19 protein-coding genes, 1 pseudogene and 1 riboswitch are annotated in these 21,263 nt (G+C 74.6%); of the genes and pseudogenes, 16 read left to right on the forward strand and 4 right to left on the reverse strand.

Features of this window, described 5'->3' with window-relative positions:
- The first annotated feature begins 77 nt into the window (after nt 1-77).
- Nucleotides 78-917, forward strand: a complete 840-nt coding sequence (locus ACFQSB_RS20595; RefSeq protein ID WP_380828441.1) for a MetQ/NlpA family ABC transporter substrate-binding protein — start codon at nt 78-80, stop codon at nt 915-917.
- Between the two features lie 25 nt (nt 918-942).
- On the opposite strand, the gene ACFQSB_RS20600 is transcribed toward ACFQSB_RS20595, so the two are convergent.
- The gene (locus ACFQSB_RS20600) at nt 943-1,587 is read right to left on the reverse strand and encodes a TetR/AcrR family transcriptional regulator (protein ID WP_380828442.1); all 645 of its coding nucleotides are present in this window, start codon (nt 1,585-1,587) and stop codon (nt 943-945) included.
- A gap of 302 nt (nt 1,588-1,889) precedes the next feature.
- On the opposite strand from ACFQSB_RS20600, the gene paaZ reads away from it, so the two are divergent.
- The 6 genes from paaZ to paaE all read left to right on the forward strand — a co-directional run bounded on the left by paaZ (nt 1,890) and on the right by paaE (nt 8,101).
- The gene (gene paaZ, locus ACFQSB_RS20605; protein WP_380828443.1) at nt 1,890-3,923 is read left to right on the forward strand and encodes a phenylacetic acid degradation bifunctional protein PaaZ; all 2,034 of its coding nucleotides are present in this window, start codon (nt 1,890-1,892) and stop codon (nt 3,921-3,923) included.
- Between the two features lie 107 nt (nt 3,924-4,030).
- Nucleotides 4,031-5,083, forward strand: a complete 1,053-nt coding sequence (paaA, locus tag ACFQSB_RS20610; protein WP_380828444.1) for a 1,2-phenylacetyl-CoA epoxidase subunit PaaA — start codon at nt 4,031-4,033, stop codon at nt 5,081-5,083.
- The gene (gene paaB, locus ACFQSB_RS20615) at nt 5,080-5,361 is read left to right on the forward strand and encodes a 1,2-phenylacetyl-CoA epoxidase subunit PaaB (protein ID WP_354841075.1); all 282 of its coding nucleotides are present in this window, start codon (nt 5,080-5,082) and stop codon (nt 5,359-5,361) included. The genes paaA and paaB overlap by 4 nt, the downstream gene beginning before the upstream one ends.
- Before the next feature lie 244 nt (nt 5,362-5,605).
- Complete coding sequence (gene paaC, locus ACFQSB_RS20620) at nt 5,606-6,472, forward strand: 1,2-phenylacetyl-CoA epoxidase subunit PaaC (protein ID WP_380828570.1); 867 nt, start codon at nt 5,606-5,608, stop codon at nt 6,470-6,472.
- A complete protein-coding gene (paaD, locus tag ACFQSB_RS20625; RefSeq protein WP_380828446.1) occupies nt 6,466-7,002 on the forward strand; it encodes a 1,2-phenylacetyl-CoA epoxidase subunit PaaD in 537 nt (178 codons plus the stop codon). Before paaC ends, paaD begins: the two co-directional genes overlap by 7 nt.
- 1 nt (nt 7,003) lies before the next feature.
- Entirely contained in the window at nt 7,004-8,101 is a 1,098-nt protein-coding gene (paaE, locus tag ACFQSB_RS20630) for a 1,2-phenylacetyl-CoA epoxidase subunit PaaE (protein ID WP_380828448.1), read from the forward strand.
- Nucleotides 8,102-8,179: 78 nt separating this feature from the next.
- Here the strand turns inward: paaE and ACFQSB_RS20635 are convergent, their stop codons facing one another.
- Nucleotides 8,180-8,914 carry a histidine phosphatase family protein gene (locus ACFQSB_RS20635; protein ID WP_380828450.1) on the reverse strand — a complete coding sequence of 245 codons (735 nt, stop codon included), beginning with the start codon at nt 8,912-8,914 and terminating at the stop codon, nt 8,180-8,182.
- Between the two features lie 77 nt (nt 8,915-8,991).
- Nucleotides 8,992-9,104, forward strand: a riboswitch (cobalamin riboswitch).
- 34 nt (nt 9,105-9,138) lie between these two features.
- Between ACFQSB_RS20635 and ACFQSB_RS20640 the strand changes: the two genes are divergently transcribed.
- From ACFQSB_RS20640 to ACFQSB_RS20680, 9 genes and pseudogenes are all read left to right on the forward strand, one after another.
- Entirely contained in the window at nt 9,139-9,360 is a 222-nt protein-coding gene (locus ACFQSB_RS20640) for a CbtB domain-containing protein (protein ID WP_354841087.1), read from the forward strand.
- Between the two features lie 19 nt (nt 9,361-9,379).
- Nucleotides 9,380-10,183: a CbtA family protein gene (locus ACFQSB_RS20645; protein WP_380828452.1), complete on the forward strand. Its 804-nt coding sequence runs from the start codon at nt 9,380-9,382 to the stop codon at nt 10,181-10,183.
- 71 nt (nt 10,184-10,254) lie between these two features.
- On the forward strand, nt 10,255-12,663 hold the full coding sequence (locus ACFQSB_RS20650) for a VWA domain-containing protein (protein WP_380828454.1): 2,409 nt from the start codon (nt 10,255-10,257) through the stop codon (nt 12,661-12,663).
- Between the two features lie 107 nt (nt 12,664-12,770).
- Nucleotides 12,771-13,373, forward strand: a complete 603-nt coding sequence (gene cobO / locus ACFQSB_RS20655) for a cob(I)yrinic acid a,c-diamide adenosyltransferase (protein WP_354841096.1) — start codon at nt 12,771-12,773, stop codon at nt 13,371-13,373.
- Nucleotides 13,367-14,905, forward strand: coding sequence for a cobyrinate a,c-diamide synthase (locus ACFQSB_RS20660; protein ID WP_380828456.1), 1,539 nt, complete (start codon nt 13,367-13,369; stop codon nt 14,903-14,905). Before cobO ends, ACFQSB_RS20660 begins: the two co-directional genes overlap by 7 nt.
- Nucleotides 14,892-16,136 (forward strand): precorrin-6y C5,15-methyltransferase (decarboxylating) subunit CbiE, encoded by a 1,245-nt coding sequence (cbiE, locus tag ACFQSB_RS20665; RefSeq protein WP_380828458.1) that lies wholly within the window; start codon nt 14,892-14,894, stop codon nt 16,134-16,136. Before ACFQSB_RS20660 ends, cbiE begins: the two co-directional genes overlap by 14 nt.
- Nucleotides 16,137-16,257: 121 nt before the next feature.
- Nucleotides 16,258-16,995, forward strand: a pseudogene (gene cobM, locus ACFQSB_RS20670) (precorrin-4 C(11)-methyltransferase); the annotation flags it as partial.
- Nucleotides 16,996-17,165: 170 nt separating this feature from the next.
- Nucleotides 17,166-17,792 (forward strand): precorrin-8X methylmutase, encoded by a 627-nt coding sequence (locus ACFQSB_RS20675; protein ID WP_380828460.1) that lies wholly within the window; start codon nt 17,166-17,168, stop codon nt 17,790-17,792.
- A 7-nt stretch (nt 17,793-17,799) separates the two neighbouring features.
- A complete protein-coding gene (locus ACFQSB_RS20680) occupies nt 17,800-19,410 on the forward strand; it encodes a precorrin-2 C(20)-methyltransferase (protein ID WP_380828461.1) in 1,611 nt (536 codons plus the stop codon).
- A gap of 130 nt (nt 19,411-19,540) precedes the next feature.
- Here the strand turns inward: ACFQSB_RS20680 and ACFQSB_RS20685 are convergent, their stop codons facing one another.
- Nucleotides 19,541-20,341 carry a cobalt-precorrin-6A reductase gene (locus tag ACFQSB_RS20685; RefSeq protein WP_380828462.1) on the reverse strand — a complete coding sequence of 267 codons (801 nt, stop codon included), beginning with the start codon at nt 20,339-20,341 and terminating at the stop codon, nt 19,541-19,543.
- A gap of 57 nt (nt 20,342-20,398) precedes the next feature.
- Complete coding sequence (locus ACFQSB_RS20690) at nt 20,399-21,232, reverse strand: GNAT family N-acetyltransferase (RefSeq protein ID WP_380828463.1); 834 nt, start codon at nt 21,230-21,232, stop codon at nt 20,399-20,401.
- Nucleotides 21,233-21,263 lie beyond the last annotated feature (31 nt).

A 21,263-nucleotide genomic window follows, 5' to 3' on the forward strand; every position in this document is an offset into this window, starting at 1 on the left:
CCCGCCGCCGCGGACGAGCCCGTCGCCCGTCCGCAGGCCGCAGGACCAACCCGCAGTTGAGCGCAAGGAGATATCAGATGCGTAAGTTGATCGGCGCCGTGGCGGCGGCCGCGCTCGCGTTGACGCTGGCGGCGTGCGGCGCGTCCGGAGAGGCCGCGCCATCCGGAGGTTCGCCGGCCGCCGGCGACGGTGTGCTGAAGGTGGGCGTCAGCCCGGTGCCGCACGCCGAGATCCTGAAGTTCGTCAAGGACAAGCTGGCGCCCGCCGCCGGGCTGAAGCTGGACATCGTGGAGTTCACCGACTACGTGCAGCCGAACGTGCAGTTGCAGGAGGGACGACTGGACGCCAACTACTTCCAGCACCGGCCCTACCTGGCGGACTTCCTGAAGTCCAAGGGCGGCGCCGAGCTGACCTTCGTCCAGGCCGTCCACCTGGAGCCGCTCGGCCTGTACTCGCGCAAGGTCAAGAGCGCCGGCGAGCTGGCCTCCGGCGCGACCATCGCCGTGCCGAACGACGCCACCAACCTCGGGCGCTCGCTCAAGCTGCTGGAGGACAACGGCCTGATCAAGCTCAAGCCGGGCGCCGGCACCGCGGCCACCGAGCGGGACGTGGCGGACAATCCCAAGAACCTGCAGTTCAAGCCGCTGGAGGCCGCTCAGCTGCCGCGCTCGCTCGAGGACGTCGACGCTGCGTTGATCAACGGCAACTACGCGCTGGAGGCGAAGCTCAAGCCGGCCTCCGACGCGCTGGTGCTGGAGAAGGCCGAGAACAACCCCTACGCCAACGGCCTGGTCGTCCTCAAGGGCCACGAGAACGACCCGCGGGTCAAGAAGCTGGCCGGACTCCTGGCGGGCCCGGAGGTCGAGAAGTTCATCGAGGACACCTACCAGGGCTCGGTGATCTCGGCCACCACCTGACCGACCCCTGGTCCCCTCTGGTCGGTCAGGCGTCCTCTCGCCGGGAGGGAGCCGGTTGCGGGGCCGGAGGGTGGCGGAGGCCGGTGAAGGCGATCTTGCAGACGGCGTCGGCCAGGGCGTCGGCGCCCATGCCGCCGCGCGGCCTGTACCACTCGGTGAGGGAGTTCACCAGACCGAACAGCAGGCGGCTCACCACCGCCGGGTCCACGTCGGACCGGACGTCGCCCTCCGCGCCGGCCTGCCGCACCAGCTCGCCGACCATGTGGTCGAACTCGCGGCGGCGGGCCAGCGCCCGGCGCTCGACCTTGGTGTTGCCGCGCACCCGCAGCAGCAGCGTGACGAACGGGAGGCGCTCGACCAGCACGTGCACGCTGCGGCGCACGAGGTGCTCCAGCCTGTCGATCGCGCGGCCCTCCAGGGCGGCGGTCTCCCGCGCGGCCTCCGACAGCCCGTCGAGGGCGCGGTCGACGGCCAGGCGGAGCAGCTCGTCCTTGCCCGACACGTGGTGGTAGATCGCCGACTTGGTGATGCCGAGCCTGCGGGACAGGTCCTCCATGCTGGTGGCCTCGTAGCCGCGCTCGTTGAACACCTTGACCGCGACGGCCAGCAGCGACTCCAGGTCGTAGCCGGGACGTCCCCGGCGGGGCGGGGTGACCGGGGCGGTGGTCATCGACGGTCCCGGCGGGGCGAGGTGACCGGGGTGGTGGTCATCGACGGTCCCGGTGTGATCGCGTGGCGCGGGTGGTGGTCATCGACGGCCCCCGTAGGACGGCGCGACGTGGGCGGTGGTCATCGGGGGAAGTATCGCAGAAGGCCCGCCTCGGCCCCCATGCCGCGAGGGGTGTCGCGAGGCTCGGGGAGTGGGTAGGAGGCAGAGGGCGGCCGTGCCTCGCGGCTCCCCGCGCCCGGCCGGCGCGGGGTTACCATCCTGGCGAACGGCCCGCATGGTGTTCCTCGATGGGGAGGTCGGCTATGGCCCCGCTCAGCAGCTATGTCACCGGTTCCTGGCACGTCCCGCGCGACGAGGGGGCCCCGCTGCACGACGCGGTCACCGGGGAGGAGGTCGCCACCATCTCCTCGGCGGGCGTCGACTTCCGCGCCGCGCTGGAGTACGGGCGCCGCACGGGCGGCCCCGCCCTGCGCGAGCTGACCTTCCACCAGCGCGCCGCGCTGCTCAAGGCGCTGGCCTCCCACCTACGCGAACATCGGGAGGAGCTGTACGCGCTTTCGCTGCGCACCGGCGCGACGCTGAACGACTCCCGCTTCGACGTGGACGGCGGCATCGGCGCGCTGTTCTCCTACTCCAGCAAGGGCCGCCGCGAGCTGCCGAATGCCACCGTCCATCTGGACGGCGGCGTGGAGCCGCTGAGCAAGGGCGGCTCGTTCGTGGGACAGCACGTCTACACGCCACTCCACGGGGTGGCCGTGCAGATCAACGCCTTCAACTTCCCCGTCTGGGGCCCGCTGGAGAAGCTCGCGCCCGCCTTCGTGGCCGGCGTGCCGTCGCTGGTCAAGCCGGCCGGGCAGACCGCCTACGTCACCGCGCGGCTGGTGGAGCTGATCATCGCCGCCGGCATCCTGCCCGAAGGCGCGCTGCAACTGGTGTGCGGCAGCGCGGGCGACCTGTTCGAGCACCTCACCGAGCAGGACGTGGTCGCCTTCACCGGCTCGGCCTCGACCGCCCAGAAACTGCGCACCCACCCGGTGGTCGCCGCCCGTTCCGTGCGCTTCAACGCCGAGGCCGACTCGCTGAACTGCTCGATCCTCGGCCCGGACGCCGCGCCCGGAGGCGCCGAGTTCGACCTGTTCGTCGAGCAGCTCGTGACCGAGATGACCGTCAAGGCCGGGCAGAAGTGCACGGCCATCCGGCGCGCGTTCGTCCCGGCCGGGCTGATCGACGCGGTGGCCGAGGCCGCCGCCGCCCGGCTGGCGAAGGTCACGGTCGGCCACCCGGCCGACCCGTCGGTGCGCATGGGCGCCCTCGCGGGCCTCGGCCAGCGCGACGAGGTGCGCCGCGCGCTCAAGGCCCTGATCCCCGCCGGCTCGGTGGTGTACGGCGACCCCGAGCGGGTGGAGGTCGTCGGCGCGGACGCCGAGCGCGGGGCGTTCGTCTCGCCGCTGCTGCTGCGCGTGGACGACGCCGGCCGTCCCGAGCCCCACGAGGTGGAGGCGTTCGGGCCGGTCAGCACGCTCATGCCCTACACCTCGGCCGCGCGGGCCGTCGAGCTGGCCGCGCGGGGCCAGGGCAGCCTGGTCGGCTCGGTGGTGACCGGCGACCGCGACTTCGCCCGCGAGGTGGTGCTCGGCACGGCTCCCTGGCACGGACGCCTGCTCGTGCTGGACGCCGAGGCGGCCAAGGAGTCCACCGGGCACGGGTCGCCGCTGCCGGTGCTGGTCCACGGCGGCCCCGGGCGGGCCGGCGGCGGCGAGGAGATGGGCGGCGTCCGCGGGGTGCTGCACCACATGAACCGCACCGCCGTCCAGGCGAGCCCGTCCATGCTCGGCGCGATCACCGGCCGCTGGGTGCCCGGCGGCGAGCGCGCGGTGACCGGCGTCCACCCGTTCCGCAAGCACCTGGAGGAGCTCAGGCCCGGGGACACGGTCGTCGCGGGGCCGCGCCGCGTGGACCTGGCCGACATCGACCACTTCGCCGCGTTCACCGGCGACACCTTCTACGCCCACATGGACGAGAAGGCCGCCAGGGCCAACCCGTTCTTCGACGGCAGGGTCGCCCACGGGTACCTGATCGTCTCGCTGGCCGCGGGGCTGTTCGTCGACCCCGACCCCGGGCCGGTGCTGGCCAACTACGGGCTGGAGAACCTGCGTTTCCTCACCCCGGTGTACCCCGGCGACGAGCTGACGGTGACGCTGACCGCCAAGCAGATCGACCCGCGCGAGGGCGCCGGGTACGGCGAGGTGCGCTGGGACGCCGATGTGACCAAGCAGGACGGCTCGTCGGTGGCCAAGTATGACGTGCTCACGCTGGTCGCCCGGCGCGAGGGCTGACCGGCGGCCGGCGCGGCCGTGCCCGTCCGGAGGCGCGGCCTTGCGCGGGACGGGCCGCTGAGCGAGACTGATAACTGACCGAATGTTCGGTAAAGGGGTGACGGCGGATGGCTGACCTCCAACGGCATTTCGACCGGACGATCGAGCAGGACCGGCGCGTCGAGCCGCGCGACTGGATGCCCGACGGCTACCGCGCGACGATGGTCCGGCAGATCGCCCAGCACGCCCACTCGGAGATCATCGGCATGCAGCCCGAGGGCGAGTGGATCACCCGCGCGCCGACGCTGCGGCGCAAGGCCATCCTGCTCGCCAAGGTGCAGGACGAGGCCGGGCACGGGCTCTACCTGTACTCCGCCGCCGAGACGCTCGGCGCCGACCGCTCCGAGCTGACCGCGATGCTCATCGAGGGGCGGCAGAAGTACTCCTCGATCTTCAACTACCCGACGCTGGGCTACGCCGACGTCGGGGTGATCGGCTGGCTGGTCGACGGCGCGGCCATCTGCAACCAGGTGCCGCTTTGCCGCAGCTCGTACGGCCCCTACGCGCGGGCCATGATCCGCATCTGCAAGGAGGAGTCGTTCCACCAGAGGCAGGGGTACGAGCTGCTGCTCACCATGATGAAGGGCACCCCCGCCCAGCGCGACATGGTGCAGGACGCGGTGAACCGCTGGTGGTGGCCGTCCCTGATGATGTTCGGCCCGCCGGACGACGCCTCGCCCAACACCGCGCGGTCCATGGCCTGGAAGATCAAGCGGCACACCAACGACGAGCTGCGCCAGAGGTTCGTCGACATGACCGTGCCCCAGGCCGAGGTGCTCGGCGTCACCCTGCCCGACCCCGAGCTGCGGTGGAACCCCGAGCGCGGCCACCACGACTTCGGTCCGGTCGACTGGTCGGAGCTCAAGCGGGTGATCAGCGGCGACGGGCCCTGCAACGCGCGGCGCGTCGCCGTACGCCGCTCCGCGCACGAGGACGGCGCCTGGGTCCGCGAGGCCGCCGTCGCCCACGCCCGCAAGACCGCACGCCGCACCGCCCCGGACGCCGAGACCACGAGCGCGGACGCCGGGGCGACGGTCATGGACGTCGGGACGACGAACGCGGACGCCGGGGCGACGAGCGCGGACGCCGGGACGGCCGCGGGGGCGGAGGCGAGGGCATGAGCGACTGGCCGCTGTACGAGGTGTTCGTGCGCAGCAAGCGGGGGCTCAACCACGTCCACGTCGGCTCGCTGCACGCCGCCGACGACGAGACGGCGCTGCGCCACGCCCGCGACCTCTACACCCGCCGCAACGAGGGCGTGAGCATCTGGGTCGTCCGGTCCGACCACATCGCCGCCACCAGCCCCGACGAGAAGGACCCGTTCTTCGCGCCGAGCGGCGACAAGGTCTACCGGCATCCGACCTTCTATACCCTGCCCGACGACGTCCCGCACATGTGAGGCCACGATGTCCTCCGAAGCCTCCGCCACGCCCGACCCTTGTGGATCCGCCACGCCGGACCCCCGTGAACCCTCCGCGCCCGACGTCCGCGTCCCGTCTGCGCCCGACGTCCGCGTCCCGTCCGCGCCCGACGTCCGCGTCCCGTCCGCGTCCGACGTGCGCGCCCCGTCGTCGGCGGACGTCCGCGCTCCGTCGTCGGCCGGCGTTCACGAGCCGTTTCCGGGCGATCCTCGCGAGCCGTCTCTGGCCGACGCCTATGAGGCGATCAACGACGCGGACGACCCCCGCTGGGCGTACGGGACCGGGTTCGCCGACCCGCTGGCCGGTGTGGACACCCGGCTGCCCGGCGGTGTGGACGCCCGCGACCTGTCGGCCTACTGCCTGATGCTCGGCGACGACGCGCTGGTCATGTCGCACCGGCTCCAGGAGTGGTGCACGCACGCCCCCGAGCTGGAGGAGGAGGTGGCGCTGGCCAACATCGCGCTGGACCTCCTCGGGCAGGCCCGCCTGCTGCTGTCCCGCGCGGGCGCCGCCGACGGCTCCGGACGCGACGAGGACGCGCTGGCCTTCCTGCGCGGCCCGGAGGAGTTCCGCAACGTCCGGCTCGCCGAGGCGGAGAACGGCGACTTCGGGCAGGAGATGGCCCGGCTGCTGGTCTTCGCGACCTGGCGGCTGGCGCTGCTCGACCGGCTCGCGAGCTCCCGCGACCCGGTGCTGGCCGCGGTCGCCGCCAAGGGCGTGAAGGAGGTCGCCTACCACCGCGACTACGCCGCCGGCTGGGTGGTCAGGCTCGGCGACGGCACGCCGTACTCCCGCGAGCGCGTCACCGAGGGGCTCGCGGCCGTGTGGCCGGACGTGGCGGAGCTGTTCGTCCCGCACGAGGTCGAAGCCCGGCTCGCGCGGGCGGGCGCCGGCGTCGACCCCGCCACCCTCCGCGAGGAGTTCGACGACGTCATCGGCCAGGTCCTCACGGCCGCCACCCTCACCCGGCCCTCCACCACGGTCGCAGGCTCCGGGCTGGGGCGCGGCGGAGATCACACTCCGGCCCTGACCCGCCTGCTCGACGAACTGCAGAGCGTCGCCCGCGCCCACCAGGGGGCGACATGGTGAGCCCGCGAGCCAGGTCGGGGGCGCCGGGACGGGAAGCGTCGAGCGCGTGGGAGGTCGCGCGGGCCGTTCTGGACCCGGAGCTGCCCATGCTCACTCTGGACGACCTCGGCATCCTGCGCGGCGTGGAGGAGACCGGTGACGGAAGCGTCGTCGTCACCGTCACCCCCACCTACAGCGGCTGCCCGGCGATGGCGGCCATCAGGGCCGACCTGTCCGCCGCTCTGCGCGCCGCCGGATACGCCGATGTCGAGGTGCGCACCGTCCTCACCCCGGCCTGGACCACCGACTGGATCACCGAGGAGGGCAGGCGCAGGCTCGCCGACGCGGGCGTCGCGCCGCCCGGCCAGGCCCCTGCGCGGCGGAGCGGGCCGGTGCCGCTGACTCTCGGCCCGGTCCGGCGGAGCGTCGGCTGCCCGCGCTGCGGGTCCGGCGACACCGAGGAGGTGTCCCGGTTCGGGTCCACCGCCTGCAAGGACCTGTGGCGGTGCCGCGCGTGCCGGGAGCCCTTCGAGCACGTCAAGGAGCTGTGACGTGCCCGGCACCGGAGCGGCCGGAGACGGCGGGCGGCGGCGCAGGGGGCGGTTCGCCGCTTTGCGGGTGGCACGGGTGGATCGCTTGTGCGAGGACGCCGCCGCGATCACCTTCGACGTGCCCGGCGAACTGGCGGAGGAGTTCGCCTTCCTCCCCGGCCAGTCGCTCACGCTGCGCGCGTTCGTGGACGGCCGCGAGGAGCGGCGTTCGTACTCCATCTGCGCGCCGGCGGGCGGCCCGCTGCGCATAGGGGTCAGGGAGATCCCCGACGGGCTGTTCTCCACCCGGCTGGTGCGCCGCCTGAGGCCGGGGGAACAGGTGGAGGTGCTGCCGCCCACCGGGGGCTTCACCGCCGACCTGTCCCGCCCGGCGGACCACGTGTTCGTCGCCGCCGGTTCCGGGATCACCCCCGTGCTGTCGATCGCGTCGTCCGTGCTGACGGTGCCCGGGTCGTCGGTGACGCTGTTCTACGGGAACCGCACGACGCGAACGGTGATGTTCGGGGAGGAACTGGCCGATCTGAAGGACTCCGCGCCCGCCCGCGTCCAGGTCGTGCACGTCCTGTCCAGGGAGCCCAGAGAGCCCGAGGTGTTCACCGGCCGCCTGGACCGTCCGAAGCTCCGCCTGCTGCTCCCCGCCCTGACCGACGTGCCGGCCGTCGCCGACTGGTGGCTCTGCGGCCCGTACGGGCTGGTCAAGGACGCCAAGGCGGTGCTCGCCGAGCTGGGCGTCGCTTCGGAGCGCGTCCACCACGAGCTGTTCTACGTGGACGAGCCGCCGCCACCGCCGGCCCGCCGGGTCGCGGGGGTCTCCGAGGAGGCGGTCGCCAAGGTGACGGTCGTCCTGGACGGCCGGGCCACGTCCATGCCGCTGCCGCCGGGCCTCACCGTGCTGGAGGGGGCGCAGCGCGTCCGGCCCGACCTGCCGTTCGCCTGCAAGGGAGGGGTGTGCGGCACCTGCCGCGCCAAGGTGACCGACGGGACGGTGGAGATGCGCCGCAACTTCGCCCTCGAACCCGCCGAGGTGGCGGCAGGCTACGTGCTGACCTGCCAGTCCATCCCCCTGTCCCCCGACGTCACCGTCGACTTCGACGCCTGAGCCCGCGCGGCGCCGGGGATTTCCACGGATCGCGGGGTGGGCTGGGGCGGCCGTTCGGGCGGGGGGCGGTGCGGTCCGTCAGGCCGGGCGGGGGAGGCGGAGGCGCCAGCGGCCGGCGTGGGAGGTGAGGCGGACGCTGGTGAGCGGCTCGGCGTCGATGCGCCAGAACGTGTCAGGGGGCGCGCCGAGCACGTGCACGAGGGCGGCCCTGATCACGTCCGGATGGGTGACCGCGATGATCCTCCCGCCGGCACCATCACTGCCACCGCCACCGCCACCGCCACTGCCACCGTCACCGTCGCCGCCGCCCTCGCCGTGCGCCGTGCGCAGCCAGGCGGCGACGCGCTCGATCAGGGCGAGCACCGATTCCCCGTCGTGCGGGGCGGCGGCGGGGTCGGTCAGCCAGGCCACCAGTTCCTCGGGCTCCCGGGCCTGGATCTCGGCCAGCGTCCGCCCCGCCCACCGGCCGGCGTCACGGTCGCGCAGCCCGTGGTCGACCACGGCGGTCAGGCCGAGCCCGGCCGCCGTCTGCCGGCACCGCACCGCCGGGCCGCACAGCACGGCGTCCCGCCGGCGTGCCGCAGGGCCGCGCAGGGGAGCGGTCGTGCCCGGGACGGCTCGGGTGGTCGTGCCTGGGGCGATCCCGGCGGCGTCGCTCGGGCTGGGGAGGGCGCCGGTCCGGGTGAGGAGGGGGACGGCGCGGGCTACTTCTCGTCGTCCGCGGGCGTTGAGTTCCTCGTCGTCGAGGGGGAACGCGGCTCGCTGGAGCGAGTCCGTGAAACCATGACAAATCAGAATAAGTCGGGCTGACACTGCATCCTCTCTGTGGCAGAAGAGGGGCGATTGTCGCTCTTCGCCCCATTGACGGGACCATGGTTCACGCGTAGCGTCCAACCGACATTGTTGACGGTGTGGGGAAGCCAGCGAGACTCTGGCACGGCCGCGCCACTGTGACCGGTCCCTCCGGGCCGGGAGTCAGACCCTCCGTCGTCACCGCCACCCCGCATGGGACGCGTGATCCCGAGGAGGCACGACAAATGGCTCAGGCCGTTTCGCATTCCCCGTCCGCTCCGCTGAGCATCCCCGTTCGCATTCCCCTCCGGGAGTTGCTGCCGTGGGCCGTCTTCGCCGGAGTGCTCGCCCTCGCCCTGCTGTACTTCGTCGGCGCGGAGCAGGGGGCCACCTCCCTGATCTCCGGCAACACCGTCCACGAGTTCGTGCACGACGGTCGTCACCTGCTCGGCTTCCCCTGCCACTGACACGGGAACCGGCAACGGCATGGTGAAGAACCTGCTGGTCCGCGGCATGCTCGCGGGCCTCGTCGCCGCCGCCCTCGCCCTGGTGTTCGCCTGGATCTTCGGCGAGCCCCAGGTGGGGGCCGCGGTCGCCCTGGAGGGGCACGCCCACGCGGGTCAGGCCGGCCACGCGCTCGCGCCGGCCGCCGGAGCCCTCCCCGCGCCGGACCTCGCTCCGCACGCGCACGCCGATGCGGCCGGGGACACCGACCACGGAGAACCGTTCAGCCGGGCCGTCCAGTCGACCGTGGGCCTGGCCACGGCGGTCGGCGTCTACGGACTGGCCGTCGGAGGCGTCTTCGCGCTCGTGTTCGCCTTCGCCTACGGACGGCTCGGGGCGTTCACGCCCAGGGTCACGGCCGGTCTGCTGGCCGCGGCCGGGTTCGTCGCGGTCGAGCTGGTCCCGTTCCTGAAGTACCCGGCGAACCCGCCGGCCGTCGGCGATCCCGCCACCATCGGGGGGCGTACCGCGCTGTACTTCGTGTTCGTCCTGATCGCCGTGCTCCTCGCGGTCGCGGCGGTGTCGCTGGGCCGGAGGCTGGCCCCCCGCTTCGGGAACGGCGACGCGACGGTGCTGGCCGTGGTCGCCTTCCTGGTCGCGGTCACCGCCGCCGGACTGCTGATGCCCGGGGTCGAGGAGGTGCCCGCGGACTTTCCCGCAGTGTTGCTGTGGAGGTTCCGGCTGGCGTCCGTCGGCATTCAGGCCGTCCTGTGGAGCGGCCTCGGGCTCGCGTTCGGCCTGCTCGCCGACCGGGTGCTCGCTCCGCGCCGCGCGCCCGCGCTGTAGCCGACGAGAACGACAAGCGCCGACCCGAGCCGGCGGCCCGCTGGGGCGCGCCGCCGAAAGGACACCGACACATGCCGGACCGGCCCATGACGGCCGAGGGACTCCTCCACTACCCGTTCACCGCGGTCGTGGGGCACGAGGACCTCAAGCTGGCCCTGATCCTCAACGCGGTGTCCCCGCGCACGGGCGGCGTGCTCATCCGCGGGGAGAAGGGGACGGCCAAGTCCACGATCGTGCGGGCCCTGGCGGCGCTGCTGCCCCCGGTCGCGGTCGTCGCCGGATGCCGCTTCTCCTGCGACCCGGCCGCTCCCGACCCCGGCTGCCCCGACGGGCCGCACGACACCGACCGGCCGCACGACACCGAAGGAGTGCATGACACCGAAGGGCGGCGCGACGACGGGGGGCACGACGACGAAGGGCCGCGCGCCAACGGCCGGGGCGACGACGACGGGGGGCACGACGACGACGGGCGGCGCGACGACGAAGGGACGTCGGACGCCGAAGGGCCGGGCGCGCTCGTGCGGGCCGCCCGGCTCGCGGAGCTGCCGGTCGGGGCCTCCGAGGACCGGCTCGTCGGATCGCTGGACCTCGAGCGCGCGCTGACCGAAGGGGTGAAGGCCTTCGACCCGGGCCTGCTCGCGACGGCGCACCGGGGCGTCCTGTACGTCGACGAGGTCAACCTGCTGCACGACCACCTCGTGGACCTGCTGCTGGACGCCGCGGCGCTCGGCACCTGCTACGTCGAGCGCGACACCGTGTCGGTCCGGCACGCGGCCCGGTTCATCCTGGTCGGCACCATGAACCCGGAGGAGGGGGAACTGCGTCCCCAGCTTCTCGACCGGTTCGGACTGACCGTCGAGGTCGTGGCCTCCCGGGACCCGGCCGAGCGGGCCGAGGTGGTGCGCCGGCGGCTGGCGTACGAGGAGGACCCCGAGGGCTTCGCCGCACGATGGCGGGAGGCGGAGCGGGCGCTCGCCGCTCGCGTCGCCGAGGCCCGCGACCGCCTGGGGCGGGTCACGCTCACCGATGCCGCCCTGCGGAGGATCGCCACCGTCTGCGCCGGCCTGGAAGTGGACGGGATGCGCGCCGACCTGATCACCGCCCACGCCGCCGTGGCGCACGCGGCCTGGCGGGGGGACACCCGGGTCACCGAGCAGGACATCCGGCAGGCCGCGCGGCTCGCCCTGCCGCACCGCCGCCGGCGCGACCCGTTCGACGCTCCCGGCCTGGACGAGGCCGAACTCGACGACCTGCTCCGCCGCGCGGCGGCCGACGACGCGGACCCCGACCCGAATCCGGACCCGGACCGCGATCCCGACCCGGGCTCCGCGTTCGATCCCGACTCCGACCCGGACCTCGACCCCGATCCCGGCGCCCGCCTGGATGGCGGTTCCGGTCCCGATCCTGCCGCCCGTCCGGACGGCGACCACGGCCCGGATCCCGGCGCCGGACCGGCTCACCGTGCCGATCCCCGCCAGGACGGCTACGGCGCCGACCACGCGTCCCGTCCCGACCAGGGATCGGAGTTCGACCGGGAGACCGCCTCCGCCCTCGATGACTCGGGGCGGCAGGACGTCGGTACCGGAATGGCCGGTACGGGGTCCGCCTCCGAGCACCCGGAGGGGCAGGAGGCGTCCGGGCGGTCCGGACGCGGCGCGACCGGAGAGCGGCGGACGACGCCGGCGGGTGAGCCGTACCGGGTACGGGCGCTGACCGTGCCGGGCCTCGGTACGGGCGCACCCGGACGCCGGTCCCGCGCCCGCACCTCGCAAGGACGCGTCACCGGGTCGCGCGCGCCGTCCGGCCGGCTCGGCACGCCGCACCTGACGGCGACCCTCCGCGCAGCGGCGCCCTACCAGCGGGAACGCGGCAGGACCGGGCCGGGGCTGGTCGTGCGGCCCGCCGACCTGCGCGAGGTGGTGCGCGAGGGGCGCGAGGGCAATCTCGTGCTGTTCGTCGTGGACGCGAGCGGCTCGATGGCCGCCCGCCGCCGTATGGGCGCGGTCAAGGGAGCCGTGCTCAGCCTGCTGCTGGACGCCTACCAGCGCCGCGACAAGGTCGGCCTGGTCACCTTCCGCGGCGCCGGAGCCGAGCTCGTGCTGCCCCCGACCTCGTCGGTGGAGGCCGGGGCGGCCCGCCTGCGCGATCTGCCGACCGGGGGCCGCACCCCGCTCGCCGCGGGGCTGCGCCGGGCCGCCGGAGTGGTGCGCGCCGAACGGCTGCGCGACCCCTCGCGCCGGCCGCTGCTGGTGGTCGTCACCGACGGCCGGGCCACCAGCGGCACGGACGCCGACGTGCGGCGGTCCGCGGCGCTGCTCAAGGGCGTCGCCGCCGTGGTGGTGGACTGCGAGACCGGCCCGGTGCGGCTGGGGCTCGCCGTGCGCCTCGCGGGGCTGCTCGGCGGCGAGGCCGTACGGCTGGAGGACCTCGCGGCCGGAGGGCTGCGCGATCTGGTCCGTGAACGACGCAGGGCCGCCTGACATGCGGCGCAGGGCAAGCGGCGGGCGGGCGGAGAACACCCGCTCCGTGGCCGCGACGACCGTGGCCGCGACGACCGTGGCCGCGACGACCGGAAAGGTGGCATGAGGTGCCTCAGGGGAAGCCGGAGCGCGTGCCGGACGACGGTCTGACCACGCGGCAGCGCCGCGCCCGGCCGCTCGTGCTCCTCCACACCGGCCCCGGCAAGGGGAAGTCCACGGCCGCCTTCGGGCTGGCACTGCGGGCATGGAACCAGGGCTGGCCGATCGGCGTGTTCCAGTTCGTCAAGTCCGCCAAGTGGCGCGTCGGGGAGGAGCGCGCCCTGACGGTGCTCGGCGCCTCCGGCGAGGGCGGCACGGTGGCGTGGCACAAGATGGGCGACGGCTGGTCCTGGGTCAGGAAGCCCGGAGCCGAGGAGGACCACGCCGCCGACGCCCGCGAGGGTTGGGAGCAGATCAAACGGGATCTCGCCGCCGAGACCTACCGGCTGTACGTGCTGGACGAGTTCACCTACCCGCTCACGTGGGGCTGGATCGACGCCGAGGACGTCGCCGCCGCGCTCGCCGCGCGGCCGGGCACGCAGCACGTCGTGATCACCGGCAGGAACGCCCACCCGCGCCTGGTGGAGATCGCCGACCTGGTCACCGAGATGGGCAAGGTCCGGCACCCGATGGACGCGGGACAGAAGGGCCAGAAGGGCATCGAATGGTGACCGCGCTCCCGCGTCTGGTGATCGGGGCTCCGTCCTCGGGCGCGGGCAAGACCACGGTGGCGACCGGGCTGATGGCGGCGTTCACCGCCAAGGGCCTGGTGGTCTCCCCGCACAAGGTCGGACCTGACTACATCGACCCCGGCTACCACGCCCTCGCGGCGGGGCGGCCCGGGCGGAACCTGGACCCGTGGCTGGTGGGGGAGGACCTGATCGCCCCTCTGCTGCTCCACGGGGCCGCCGGGGCGGACATCGCCGTCATCGAAGGCGTGATGGGCTTGTTCGACGGCTCCGCCACCCCGGGCGCCGGCCCTGCCACTCCCGGCGCCGGCACGGCCACCGCCACGGGTACGGGTGTGGGCACGGCCACAGGTGTGGGAACTGGCGCAGGCGCAGGCATGGGCGCGGGCATGGGCATGGGCGCGGGCACGGATCTTACGACCGGCGTGGGCGGTGGGACGGGCGCTGTGGCCGTGGCCGGCGCGGACACGGACCTGGCGTCGACGGCGCATGTCGCCCGGCTGCTGGACGCGCCGGTCGTGCTGGTGGTGGACGTGTCCGGGCAGGGCAGGTCCGTCGCGGCGCTGGTCCACGGCTTCATGTCCTACGACACGCGGGTGCGGGTCGGCGGGGTGGTACTCAACCGGGTCGGCTCCCCGCGCCACGAGCGGATCTGCCGGGACGCGCTCGCCGAGACCGGCGTGGAGGTGTTCGGGGCCATCCCGCGCACCGGCGTGGTGGCGACGCCCGCGCGGCACCTCGGCCTGATCCCCCCGGCCGAACGGGCCGGCGCCGCCACCGAGGCCGTGGCCGCGATGGGCGAACTGGTCGCCGCCACCTGCGACCTCGCCGCGCTGGTCCGCCTCGCCCACACCGCGCCCCGGCTCACCGCCTCCCCATGGAACCCCCACGAAGTCATGCGCGGCCAGGACGGGGCGCCGGCCCCGGAGGTGGTGGTCGCGGTGGCCGGGGGGAAGGCGTTCACGTTCGGGTACGCCGAGCAGGCGGAGCTGGTCCAGGCGGCGGGCGGCATCGTCGTCCCCTTCGACCCGTTGCGTGACGAGCGCCTGCCGGCGGGCACGCGGGCGGCGCTGATGCCCGGCGGCTTCCCCGAGGTGTACGCGGCGGAGCTGTCGGCCAACGAGCCGCTCCGGCGCGCGATCTCCGCGTTCGCCGGGCCCATCGTCGCCGAGTGCGCGGGCCTGCTCTACCTGTGCCGCGAACTGGACGGGCGTCCCATGTGCGGGCTGGTGGACGCGACCGCCGCGATGACCGACCGGCTGACGCTCGGCTATCGCGCCGCCGTGGCCGTGCGGGACTCGGTGGTGACCCGCGAGGGCGAACGCTACCGGGGGCACGAGTTCCACCGCACACGGATCACCCCCGCCGCCGGCGCGGCGCGCGAGCCCCTGTTCCGGTGGCGGGGCGGCGCCGACGGGTACGGCGGTCCCCGGCTGGCGGCCTCCTACCTGCACCTGCACTGGGCCGGCACTCCGTACCTGGCCGCGAGGCTGGTGGCCGGTGCCCGCCGCTAGCGTGCCGCCGGTCGTCGTGGTGGGCGTCGGCGCCGACGGCTGGGACGGGCTGTCATCCGCCGCACGGGCCGAGGTGGCCGCCGCCGAAGTGCTCGTCGGCAGCGTCCGGCAGCTCGCGCTCGTCCCGGACACCGGCGCCGAGCGCGTCGCCTGGCCCTCCCCGATGCTGCCCGCCGTTCCCGGGGTCCTGTCCCGGCACGCCGGCCGGAAGGTGTGCGTGCTGGCCAGCGGCGATCCGATGTTCCACGGGGTCGGCACGACGCTCGTCCGGCTGCTCGGCGCCGGCCGGGTGCGCGTGCTGCCGCATCCCTCGTCGGTCTCGCTGGCCTGCGCCCGGATGGGCTGGCCGGTCGAGGACACCGGCGTCGTCAGCCTCGTCGGCCGGCCGGTGGAGTCACTGAACCGCTCTTTGTGGCCGGGCGGGCGCGTGCTGGTGCTCAGCGCGGACGGGGCGACCCCGCGCCTGGTCGCGCGCCTGCTCCGCGACCGCGGATACGGCGCGACCGTGATGACCGTCCTCGAACGGCTCGGCGGTCCCGCGGAGCGCACCCTCACCGGCACGGCGATCGAGGCAGCCGGCGCGGGCGGGTGGTGCGCCGTCGTGGACGCGCTGAACGTCGTCGCCCTGGAGGTGCGAGCCGATCCGGGCACGGCCCCGCCGGTGCCCCTCTCCCCGGTCGCCGGCCTGCCGGACGAGGCGTACGAGCACGACGGGCAGCTCACCAAGCGGGAGGTCCGGGCGGTGACGCTGGCGCTGCTCGCCCCGCTGCCGGGTCGGCTGCTCTGGGACGTGGGCGCGGGCGCGGGGAGCGTGGCGATCGAGTGGAGCCGCGCCGCCCCAGGCTGCGAGGCCGTCGCGGTGGAGGCCCGGGCCGACCGTGCCGAGCGCATCGCGCGCAACGCCGCGTCGCTGGGCGTGCCCGGCCTGCGGATCGTCACCGGTACGGCGCCGGCTGCCCTGGCAGGGCTCGACCCGCCGGACGCGGTGTTCGTCGGCGGCGGCGCGACCGTCCCGGGCATGGTCGAGACGTGCTGGGCCGCGCTGCGTCCCGGTGGGCGGATCGTGGTCACCGCGGTGACCGTCGAGTCGGAGGCGGTGGTGGCGTCCTGGCACGCGAAGACGGGCGGCGAGCTGACGCGCATCGCCGTCCAGCGCGCCGGGGGGCTCGGCGGATTCACCGCCTGGCGGCCCGCCCTCCCGGTCACCCTGTGGACGGCCGTCCGCCCATGACCGCGCGAAGGGGCGCGGCCGCGGGTGGGGATCCACGGGCGACGGCCGGAGGCCGGGCGAGGAAGAGCGCGAAGACCACACAGACGTCCGGCTCCGGCCGGGAAGGAAAGGAAACGACGGCGTGACGGTGCATTTCATCGGAGCCGGGCCCGGTGCGGCCGACCTCATCACCGTGCGCGGGCGCGACCTGATCGCCGCCTCACCGGTGTGCCTGTACGCCGGTTCCCTGGTGCCCAAGGAGCTCCTCGCGTACGCGCCCACCGGGGCCCGGCTGGTCGACACGGCCCGGCTCACGCTGGACGACATCGTGGCCGAGATGCTGAGCGCCCACGCGGCGGGACTGGACGTCGCGAGGTTGCAGTCGGGCGATCCGTCGATCTACAGCGCGATGGCCGAGCAGATGCGCCGCCTGGACGCCGCGGGGGTGCCGTACGACGTGACCCCCGGCGTCCCCGCGTTCGCCGCCGCCGCCGCTTCGCTCAGGCGCGAGCTGACGGTGCCCGGCGTCGGGCAGACGGTCGTGCTGACCCGCACGTCCGCCCGCGCGACCCCGATGCCCGAGGGGGAGGATCTGGCCACCTTGGGGCGCAGCCGCGCCACGATGGTGCTGCACCTCGCCGTCCAGCGGATCGCCGCCGTGGTGGAGGAGCTGATCCCCGCCTACGGCGCCGCCTGCCCGGTGGCCGTGGTCGCCCGGGCGAGCCGCGACGACGAGCTCGTCCTGCGGGGCACCCTGGCCGACATCGCCGCGAAGGTGACCGGAGCGGGGGTCGTCCGCACCGCCGTGATCGTCGTGGGTGGCGTCCTGACCGCCTCCGAGTTCCCCGACAGTCACCTGTACTCCGCCGGCCGCGACCGCGGCCCGGAGCACGGCGACGCCGACCGGCACGCTGACGGCGCCCCGTCCGACGGCCGAAGCGAGAGCAGGGACGAAAAAGGAAACAGCGCCCCATACGCGCACGTAAACGGGAAGGGCAGCTTGGACGGGGATGGGAACGGCGGTCCGGACGCGGACGGTGGGGGCCGGTCGTGATCGAGTATGTGCGGGACGGGGCCGAGATCTACCGGCGGTCGTTCGCGACGATCCGGGCGGAGGCCCGCCTGGCCGGACTGCCCGGGGACGTCGCCCGCGTGGCCGTCCGCATGATCCACGCCTGCGGAATGGTCGATCTGGTCGACGACCTGGCCTGGTCCCCGGGCGTCGTGGCCCGCGCCAGGACGGCCCTGCTCGCCGGGGCGCCGGTGCTGTGCGACGCCGCCATGGTGGCCTCCGGGGTGACCCGCCGGCGCCTGCCCGCCGGCAACGAGGTGATCTGCACGCTCGGCGACGCCCGGGTGCCTGAACTGGCCGTTCGGCTCGGCACCACGCGCAGTGCCGCGGCGCTGGAGCTGTGGCGCGACCGGCTCGACGGCGCCGTGGTGGCCGTCGGCAACGCTCCGACGGCGCTGTTCCGGCTGCTCGAACTGGTGCGGGAGGGGGCGGGCCGGCCCGCCGCCGTGCTCGGCGTCCCCGTCGGGTTCATCGGCGCGGCCGAGTCCAAACAGGCCCTGACGGAGTACGACGGCGACCTCGCGTACCTGGTCGTGCACGGCCGCAGGGGTGGAAGCGCGATGGCGGCGGCCGCCGTCAACGCGATCGCGAGCGAGGAAGAGTGAACTGCGCATGAACGACTCCGGCCCATCGCGGGACGCCGCACCGGCGGCACCCGGGCGCCTGTGGGGGGTGGGGCTCGGCCCCGGCGACCCCGAGCTGGTGACGGTGAAGGCCGCCCGGCTGGTGCGCGAGGCCGACGTGGTCGCCTACCACAGCGCGCGCCACGGCCGCAGCATCGCCCGCGGCGTCGCCGAGCCGTACCTGCGCGGCGACCAGGTCGAGGAACCGCTGATCTACCCGGTCACCACCGAGACCACCGACCACCCCGGCGGCTACCGGGGCGCCATCGACGACTTCTACGCCGTCTGCGCCGAACGGCTGGCCGCGCACCTCGACGCGGGACGCGACGTCGTCGTCCTGTGCGAGGGCGACCCCCTCTTCTACGGGTCCTACATGCACCTGCACAAGCGGCTGGCCCACCGTTACCCCACCGAGGTGGTCCCCGGCGTGACGTCGATGAGCGGGGCGGCGGCGGCGCTCGGCCGTCCGCTGGTCGAGGGTGAGGAGGCCCTGACCGTCCTGCCGGGCACCCTGCCGCCGGACGTCCTCGCCGAGCGGCTCGCCGCCACCGGGTCGGCCGCGATCCTCAAGCTCGGGCGCACCTTCCCCGCCGTGCGTGAGGCGCTCGACCGGGCCGGGCGGCTGGGCGAGGCCTGGTACGTCGAGCGGGCCAGCACCGACCGGCAGCGGATCGCTCCGCTCGCCGAGGTGGATCCGGCCGAGGTGCCCTACTTCTCCATCGCCGTCATCCCCAGCCGCGCCGGCGCCTCCCTCACCCGGACCACCGAACCGGGCGACACCGTGAGCCCGGGCACCGGCGCCCATGCTGGCGCCGCCGGAGCGTCCGCGCCGGAGGCGGCCCATGGGAAGGCGGTTCGCGGAGAGGTGATCGTGGTCGGGCTGGGGCCGGGGGGACGGTCGTGGCTGACGCCGGAGGCGCAGGACGCGCTGGCCACCGCGGACGACCTGGTCGGCTACGGCCCCTACCTGGACCGCGTCCCGCCGAACCCGCGCCAACGCCGTCACCCCACCGACAACCGTGCCGAGGCCGAACGCGCCGCGCACGCCCTGGAGATGGCGCGGTCGGGCGCCCGGGTCGCGGTGGTGTCCTCCGGCGACCCCGGCGTGTTCGCCATGGCGAGCGCGGTGCTGGAGGTGGCGTGCGAACCGCGGTTCGCGGGGGTGCGGGTGCGCGTGGTCCCCGGGCTGACGGCCGCGCAGGCGGTCGCCGCCAGGGCCGGCGCGCCGCTCGGGCACGACTACTGCGTGCTCTCGCTGTCCGACCGGCTCAAGCCGTGGGAGGTGATCGCCGGGCGCGTCACCGCCGCGGCGCGCGCCGATCTGGTGCTGGCGATCTACAACCCGGCCTCGCGCAGCCGCACCTGGCAGGTGGGCGCGGCCCGCGACCTGCTGCTGGAGCACCGCGCGCCCGACACCCCCGTGGTGGTCGGGCGGGACGTCGGCGGGCCCGGCGAGAGCCTGCGCGTCACCACGCTGGCCAAACTGGACCCGGCCGACGTCGACATGCGCTGCCTGCTGGTGGTCGGCTCCTCCACCACCCGGATCGCCGAGCGGGACGGCCGCCCGGTGGTGTTCACCCCACGCCGCTACCCCGCCTGAGCCGGGAAGCCGGAGCCGGAGCGGACAGCCGGGCGGGTGCGGTCCGGTCCGGGTCACTTCTCGGTGTCACCCGGCCTGAGCTCCTGAGCCGGCGGCGGGGAGGAGGGCGAGCGTCGTCGTCGCGGGGTGGTCAGTGTCCGGTTTCACCCGGACCGGGATCGGGGAGGTCGTCGAGCCAGGTCATGGCCTCTTCCACGGTCCCGGCGACCTGCGTGTCAGTGGCCGGGAGGGGCAGGGGAGGGCGCCGCACCACGACGACGGGCAGTCGCAGTTCGCGGGCGGCCGCGAGCTTGGCCGTGGTCATGGTCCCCCCGCTGTCCTTGGTGACCAGGACCTCGACGCGGTGGGCGCGCATCAGGGAGAGCTCGCCGTCCAGGCTGTAGGGGCCGCGGTCGAGCAGGAGGTGATGGCGGCGGGGGAGCGGCGGCTCGGGCGGGTCCACGGTGCGGATGAGGAACCACAGCTCGTCCAGGCCCGCGAAGGCCGGCAACCCCTGCCGGCCCGAGGTGAGGAAGACGCGCCCGCCGAGGGCCGGCAGCGTCCCGGCCGCCTCTTCCAGCGACGCCACCCAGTGCCAGTCGTCCCCCGGGCCCTCGACCCATCCCGGACGCCGGAGCACCAGCAGCGGCACGCCCGCCGCCGCGCACGCCTGAACGGCCGAGGCGGTGATCCGGGCGGCGAACGGGTGTGTGGCGTCCACCACGGCGCCGATCCGCCGCTCGCGCAGCCAGGCGGCCATGCGCTCGGGTCCGCCGAACCCGCCGACCCGCACCTCGCCCTCGGGCAGCTTGGGATCGCTCACCCGTCCGGCCAGGGACGACACCACCCGCGTCCCCGGCCTGCCGGCCAGTTCGGCCGCCAGCCCCCGCGCCTCCCCGGTCCCGCCCAGGACCAGCACCGTCCGCCCCACGTGCCCGCGCCCACCGTCCACCGGCCGTCCCCTCCCTCACCCGAAGACCATTGTCGGCCCCGCGACAGGACGTTGACGTCATGCTTCTTCGGGGGCGTCCTGCTGCCAGATCCAGTTCCGCCGGTGATAGACCGGCCGCAGCCCGGCGCGCAGCATGTTGTTCAGGGAGGGGTTGCTCTCGCCCTCTCCAGGACGTCCGGCTTCGGCGATCAGCCATCGGCAGCCGGCGGCCGCGGCCTGCTCGGCGCGGGCCGCCATCAGGGCCGACTGCGCTCCCCGGCCGCGGTACTCCGGCAGCGTCGCCCCGGCGTTGAGCGCGCCGGCGTCGCCGTGCAGGTAGAGGTTCGCGCCCGCGACGACGCGGTCGCCGTCCCACACCGCGAACGGCCGGAAGCGCGGGTGCCCGACGGTGGCCGTCATCATCCGCACCAGCCCTTGGTCGAGCATGCCGAACACCGACAGCACCACCGTGGCCCATTCTTCCGCGTCCTGCGGGCCGACCGGCCCGACCCGCAGTTCTGTGCTTCCGGGGACGAAGGCGTCGACCGGTCCGCACACCTTGACGATCTCGCCTCCCGGGCGCAGGCCGTGCCGGGCGCGGATGTCCTCCCAGTCCGGCGGCAGCACGGACGGAGCGATCTGCAGCACCGCGCGGCCGGCGCCCTCGCCGCGGTAGAAGTCCAGCACGCGGCCGATGAGCTCGTCGGTGACCGGCTCCTCGAAGCCGAATCCGAGCGCCTTGCTCCAGTATCCTGACCGATCGCCGCGCATCGACAGCACGACGCCGCCCCCGATGCGGGCCGTCGCGACGTGTAGCGTCGCGCTCGCGTCCGCCGGCGTGCCCACCTCGTACTGGTACATGAACTCCGCCTCGGCGGCTTCCAGCACGGCGGCCGGCGGTGTGTTCGACATGATCTTTCCTTGCTGCTGACATAGGTGCCGA

The sequence above is a fragment of the Sphaerisporangium rhizosphaerae genome (genome assembly GCF_042665155.1).
Taxonomy (GTDB): Bacteria; Actinomycetota; Actinomycetes; order Streptosporangiales; family Streptosporangiaceae; genus Sphaerisporangium; species Sphaerisporangium rhizosphaerae.